At 50.7% G+C, this 6,424-nt stretch carries 7 protein-coding genes; all 7 read right to left on the reverse strand.

Features of this window, described 5'->3' with window-relative positions; translation table 11 throughout:
* Positions 1-8: 8 nt before the first annotated feature.
* A complete protein-coding gene (locus tag IPI86_RS04720; RefSeq protein ID WP_345296833.1) occupies positions 9-584 on the reverse strand; it encodes a hypothetical protein in 576 nt (191 codons plus the stop codon).
* A 64-nt stretch (positions 585-648) separates the two neighbouring features.
* Positions 649-1,929, reverse strand: coding sequence for a kynureninase (gene kynU, locus IPI86_RS04725; RefSeq protein WP_345296834.1), 1,281 nt, complete (start codon positions 1,927-1,929; stop codon positions 649-651).
* 7 nt (positions 1,930-1,936) lie between these two features.
* The gene (locus IPI86_RS04730; RefSeq protein WP_345296835.1) at positions 1,937-2,527 is read right to left on the reverse strand and encodes a hypothetical protein; all 591 of its coding nucleotides are present in this window, start codon (positions 2,525-2,527) and stop codon (positions 1,937-1,939) included.
* An 81-nt stretch (positions 2,528-2,608) separates the two neighbouring features.
* Entirely contained in the window at positions 2,609-4,201 is a 1,593-nt protein-coding gene (locus IPI86_RS04735; protein WP_345296836.1) for a GMC oxidoreductase, read from the reverse strand.
* A gap of 116 nt (positions 4,202-4,317) precedes the next feature.
* Positions 4,318-5,127 carry a histidine kinase dimerization/phospho-acceptor domain-containing protein gene (locus IPI86_RS04740; protein WP_345296837.1) on the reverse strand — a complete coding sequence of 270 codons (810 nt, stop codon included), beginning with the start codon at positions 5,125-5,127 and terminating at the stop codon, positions 4,318-4,320.
* Between the two features lie 150 nt (positions 5,128-5,277).
* Positions 5,278-5,988 (reverse strand): hypothetical protein, encoded by a 711-nt coding sequence (locus IPI86_RS04745; protein ID WP_345296838.1) that lies wholly within the window; start codon positions 5,986-5,988, stop codon positions 5,278-5,280.
* 126 nt (positions 5,989-6,114) lie between these two features.
* Positions 6,115-6,405 (reverse strand): GIY-YIG nuclease family protein, encoded by a 291-nt coding sequence (locus tag IPI86_RS04750; RefSeq protein ID WP_345296843.1) that lies wholly within the window; start codon positions 6,403-6,405, stop codon positions 6,115-6,117.
* Positions 6,406-6,424 lie beyond the last annotated feature (19 nt).

The raw sequence follows: 6,424 nt of genomic DNA on the forward strand, positions 1-6,424 counted from the left end.
TATTTCCTTTATTGATTTGTTCCAGACACTCTGTTTGATTTTCTTAGATGTCTTACTAAGTGCCTGATTATATTTACCAGAGAGACAAATGCGCCGCCTGCAAGAAACCAGTTTTTTGTTAAAACTGTGGCAAGTAGATAGATGAGAAAATAACCAAGGTGGTCAGCCGCTGCAGCAATGTACTTATATTCCAATGAATACTTTATAGTATCTGAATCTGGCAGATTGTTGTGGTTTAACAGGCGAGGGAGGTGGTAGGCAAGTAAACTTGATAGCTGACGTATTATTGCATTTATCCATTGCAGCAAGGAAAAGCCAAAAACAAAAAGATAGACTTGACTTAATTTAAACAGATATATAGTTGTCCACCAAAAAAATACGATTGTTGGGGTAATTAAGAATATGCGTAACAAGGTCCAGAGGAAATTATTCTTGTTTGTGTCTTCGCTCTCTATGCCGGTAGAGAGGAATATGGTTCGATTAAGGTTTGCAATATATTTTCCTAAAAAATAATTCACCAGACATGCCAATGCCCACAGAATCGGCCCTGTCCAAAAATATTTCAAGAATATGAGGTCGGTCATCTATTCCTCTTTGTTGTTCTCTGATTTATGTATTTGGTTGTTTTTAGATATGTTGAGTTGAAATTTAAGTCACCGCCAATTTCTGTTTCGAATATTTCTCGTAAAGCTTTTCTCTCATCACGCGCTTGATTCTATCAAAGCCTTCCCACACATCTGCAAATGACGTGTACAGCGGCGCAAAACCGAGGCGGATGTTATCGGGTTCGCGGAAATCGGGGATGACATTCATCTCTTCGATGAGAGCGCGGTTGATGCGGTAGCCTTCCGCGTGGCGGATGCTGATGTGCGATCCGCGTTTGGTGGGATCAAGCGGAGAGCCGAGCGAAAAGCCGAAGGGGGCGAGCCAGCTTTCGGTTAAGAAAGAGGCGTAGTCCGTCATCAAAATGGATTTGGCGCGGATGGAGTCCATGCCTGCTTGCAGGGTCGGCTCAAGGGCGGCTTCCATTGTCAGCAGGGAAATGATGGGCTGTGTGCCGACCAGAAACCGTTCTGCGCCAGGTGCGGGTTCGTAATCGAGACTGAAATCAAACGGATTTTTTTGCCCCCACCAACCCCAAATGGGTGAGGATAGTTTTTCTTGAATGGCTTTGTTGACGTAGAGAAACGCGGGTGCGCCGGGGCCGCCGTTGAGATATTTGTAGGTACAACCGATGGCGAGATCGGCGTTGCAGGCATCGAGGTGAATGGGAATTGCACCGACGGAGTGACTCAGGTCCCAAAGGACGAGCGCGTCTTTTTGATGAGCAAGATCGGTGATGCGCTGCATGTCGTAGAGATAGCCGCTTTTAAAAGTGACATGCGAAAGCGTGACGAGCGCCGTGTTTTCATCAATTGCGGCTTCGAGTGCGGCGAGATCGGGTGTGACGTCGTTGTCGCTTGCGCCGATGCGGATGATCTGGTAGTCAAGACCACCTGTGGAGAGTAAATTTTTGATGCCCTGCAAAATATACAAGTCAGATGGAAAATTGAAGGTGTCTGTGATGATGCGCGTTTTGTTCGGCTGTAAGGTGAGCGCGGCGGTGGCGAGCTTGAACAGGTTGAGCGAGATCGTGTCATTGACCAAAACCTGTCCTGCCGCCGCGCCGATGAGTTGACCGATTTTGTCGCCCACGCGCGAGGGGGATTCCCACCAGCCCTTGTTCCATCCGCGGATCAAGTCTTTGCCCCACTGCTCCTCCACGGCCTGGCGTGCTTTTTCCTGTGCGGCTTTCGGCGGCATGCCCAGCGAATTCCCGTCGAGGTAGATTAGGTTCGGGTCGTGAATGACGAAGTCGTTGCGAAAGGCAGCCAACGGGTCTTGTGAATCGAGCTGGAGGGCAAATTCGCGTGCGGCTGAAAAGTTCATGAATTGATTATCTCTTTTCAGCCGATAAGAACTTGAATGGATACGAAGTGTAATAGACCGACCACTCTTCGCCTTCCTGGATGATCTCTTGCAATTGTTCCTTTACCTCGAATTTCTTATCGCCGAGGTTCAGGTGCAGCACACGCACATCTTCGTAACTGCGGACACTACTGCCCGGTGTGCGGACTCGTTTCGTGCCCCAGGTGTATTCCACTTTTCCGTTTGTGGTCAGGACTGCAAGTTCCGCGGGCTTTCTGGCACGTATTACATAAAAGATGACCACCGCGCCGACGATTAATACCGCAGTCCCGATGAAGATAATGCCGAACCCGCCCATCGCGATCAAAGGAATTAATTCCTGTAAGTCTGAAGGTTTGCCGCTGAGCAGCATGGGCAGTAACACTCTTGACCCGATCAACAGCGCGGGCAGGCATAAAAACAGGAAGGCGACCACGACACCAACGCCGATAAACACGCCGCGTTGGGACTTGTGTTCACCGACAAGATATTTCTTCTGCTTTTCTGTCAGTTGGCCGAGACGGTTCGCGCCCAGGTCGGCTTCGTCGAACTTCCAATAATCCATAATTGATTCGGGCATGTAAAAACTTCTCCTCTAAATGATTTGTTTTGGTCTTTTTTGATTCTGGTTTTGTAGCGCGGGCTGAAGTCTGCGTTCCCTTTACTTGGGTTCTACTTTGCTCATCGCATATTCGGCGAGTGCAGTAATTGTCAACGAAGGGTTCACGCCCGGGTTGGCTGGCATGATCGAACCGTCAATGATGTGTAAGCCAGGGTAATTATGGATGGCGAAATTCTCATTAACAACCCCCTCTTCGGGGGATTTTCCGATTGGGGCGCCGCCGAGGATGTGCGCGGTGGTTGGCAGTCCCAGCAGGTTTTCTCCAATGGAGCCCAGCGGTACGCCGTTGATTCGTTTTGCGAATTCGCGCGTGATCTCATGTGACCCTTCCACTTGCGCGTTGATCTTATAGCCAGGTTCCTCTTCGGCCACCATGCCTGTTCGAAAAAGTGTGAACAGACTTCGTCCGATTTTGAATCGCATACGATTGTCTGCGTGCTGCATCACCAGCAGGATCGTCACGTTGTGTGCCCAGCCTGGAAGAAAGGAAGCCTTCGCAAAGTCAATGGGATGGGTGAGTGCCCAGCCCAAAAAATTTACGATGCGCATCGGCACGCTGACGTTGTTATCGATCAACGGCGCGGCGAGGAAACGCATCAGTGACGAACCATCGGGGTAGCGGACTGGCTCAACTCGTGTCATCTCGTCGTGGTTGTAAATGGATGAAATGGATACGCCCTCTGAATAATTAATATCAGATTTGCGTGCCACGCTTCCCAACAAACCTTCGGAGTTGGTCCTGACCAAGGTGCCGAGTCTCGCTGAAAGTTTCGGCAGTGACTTCTTCACGTCACGCAGATTCAACAGCAGTTTCATCGTCCCCATCACGCCTGCGGAGAAGATCACGTTTTTGGCGTGGACGATGCTCTGCGGCTTGAGTAAAGATGTGGAGGGGCGATACTGCACCTCGTACCGCGCACCAGTTTCCAGCGGAGTTGGAAGCGGTTTTACATCCACCACTTCAATCTCGGCTTTGACTTCCGCGCCCATTTTTTCGGCGAAATACAAATAGTTTTTCGGCAGGGTGTTCTTCGCGTTGTGGCGGCATCCCACCATGCATCCGCCGCAGTGTTGACATCCCGCGCGGTCGGGGCCTTCTCCGCCGAAGAATGGATCGGGCACGGTGACGCCTGCTTCGCCGAAATACGCGCCCACATCTGTTGCGCGGAAGCTGTGCCCCATGCCGCGCTCTTCAGCGAAGTCTTTCAAGATCAGATCGGCTTTCCATAGTTTGGGGTTGCGCGCCGCGCCGAGCATTCTCTTTGCGGTTTCATAATGTGGTTTTAGCATTTGTCCCCAGTGCAAAGATTGATTCCACGCAGGCGTGGCGAAGGTTTCGTCGGTGGGGACTTCGAGCACGTTGGCGTAGCCCAGGCTTCCGCCGCCCACACCCGCGCCGTGCAAGACCATCACACCTTTGAGAATGCTGATCTGCAAAATGCCAAATGCGCGTACGGCGGGAATCCAAACATACTTCCAGAATTGCCAGTTGGATTTTGCAAAGTCGTTGTCTTTGAAGCGCTTGCCTTTTTCGAGTACCAAAACCGAATAACCTTTTTCGGTCAGGCGCATTGCCGAAACACTTCCACCGAACCCCGAACCAATGATCACATAATCGTAGACTTGAGTCATCTCGTGCCCTCCGCGTTTTAATTGGCGTGATTATAAGCCAAAGAATCCTGAGGCATGGAAAAAATCACCCCAGCCGTTTTGGGCCAGGGTGGGGGCATTTTTCTTTTGAAGTTTTTTTAGCGCGGTAATGAAAAGGTGATCAGCATTCCATCTTCGGTTTCGTCGATCGCTTCGGTTTTTCCGCCGTGCAGTTTGATGAGCGAAGAACTGATGAAGCCGAGCATGGCCGTATCCATTTCGAATTTGTCGCGTGATTTTCTGCCCGAGCTTTGGATGGTGACCGTTGCGCCGTTGGCGTCGTCGCGTGCCGATAAGGAAAGCGAGCCTTCGGTCACGCGGATGGCGGCGAGGGTCAGCAGGTTGGCGACGATCTGATTGATGCGGGCGAGATCGATGTTGAAGACGGGTTCGGTGATATCGATGTCGGTCGTCAGATTCTTGGTGGGATTCTTGACCTGCCATTGCTCGGCGGTATTGATGAGCACACTGCGCAATTCACATTGCTCACGACTGAGCGAGATTTCTCCATTATTCAAACGCGCCATGTCCACAAGGTTGCCCATCAAAACCAGCATGCGCTGACCGCCGTTATAGACCGTGGTCAGGTCAGTGGTTTGGACGTCGTTGACAGGGCCGTCCATGCCTTTCATTACGACCCGCGTAAAACCGATGATCGCGTTGAGCGGCGTCTTCAGGTCATGCGAAGCCCACGAAAGAAATTCGTCCATGTCGAAGCGGCCAGTGCTGTGATTGTTCCAGACCAGCTTTTCAATGGCTTTCGGGTCGCCAGCCAGCGCGCCCGCCTGCTCATCATTTAATTTATGCGTCTGATACAGGCGGATCGCCAACTCTGTCTTGGCTTCCTCCGCTGTCAGTTTTGCGGCTTGTAATAATTCGGTTGGGATTTCTATAATGGTCTTATCCATGATGGTCTCGCTTGGAATGTTGAAAATAATAAAGGTATGGGTAGTATAGCCGATTGGACTGTAAAAACAAACAGTTTGAATGTCACTTTTAGCAGCGCAGGATGCGAGACCGAGACGCGATTCATTCCGCGCTGTGAGCTGATTCTCGAACTAGGGCAGTTTCGCCCACCTCGAAAAAAGCGGACCCGCCAAATGCCATTCCTGCGAAATCGTATTCTCAGCCAGATACACCCGCCCCGCGGCATCGATATACACCCCCGCGCAATAATTCATTCCTTGTAATTCACCGCTGTACAAATACAACGCATAACTTTCCACATCCCCGCTGACTTGTGACGGTGAAACGATTTCCCCGTCTTTGAGACTCGTCAGCACATCCTGGATCAACTGCGAATTGACAGAGTCCTTGCTCACAGGCGGCGTGGCCGTTGCGATCGTCAGTGAAGAAAAGCGGATCTCGTAGAAGCTGGCGGTCCGCCAATCGAAGGCGGGATGATCGCTGTTCCTGAAGACTCCCACAGGTGACATGAATTCCCACAGCACCACATACGCCGATGGAGCCTGCCCGGGGATGGCGTAAATATCCCCGCCTTCCACCACGCGCCCGACCAGATTTGAATTGTCTGCGCCAGTGACGTTGAGCGCATATTCTGCGTAGTCGCTTTCGTAGGTCGTGTCTTCAGAGGTCAGCGTCTTGCGCGTGTATCCGCTCTGCGCCGAAGCGGACTGGTCATACGCAAACACAGGCGTGGACGAATTCGCCACATACGAGCCGCCGATATAGATCGCCAGCGCCACGCCAAAGATCGCGCAAAGGATGATCCCAGCAATCAGGAAGATCGGCCATTTCTTTCGGGACATGTGGAGTTTCCTTTTCTATGTGATGATGGGGTGCGTCGCACCTTACCGACTGGGTATTTACATTTAACCCGGGTTGTTATCTTGAAATCAAAAGAAGCATGTTACTTGTGAGAGTCCTGGTCTGTTTTACACGAACCATTCCTCACTCAGATCTTTCCATTTGGGATTCATCGAATCGATTAGTGCGATTTTTTTCTTCCTCAGCCAGCCCTTGATCTGTTTTTCGCGCTCAAGCGTGGCATGAATGCTTGAAGTTGATTCGTAATAGACGAGAAACTGAATATTGTATTTGCTGGTGAACCCAGGGATAAGTTTGTTTTTGTGCTCATGCACGCGCCGCATCAGATTATTCGTTACGCCAGTATAAAGCGTGCGCGATTTGTTGGTCATGATGTAGACGTAGTATTCTTTGCTCATAAAAATCCTTGATATGACT

This window comes from Candidatus Villigracilis affinis, assembly GCF_016705895.1.
In the GTDB taxonomy this organism is placed as follows: Bacteria; Chloroflexota; Anaerolineae; order Anaerolineales; family Villigracilaceae; genus Villigracilis; species Villigracilis affinis.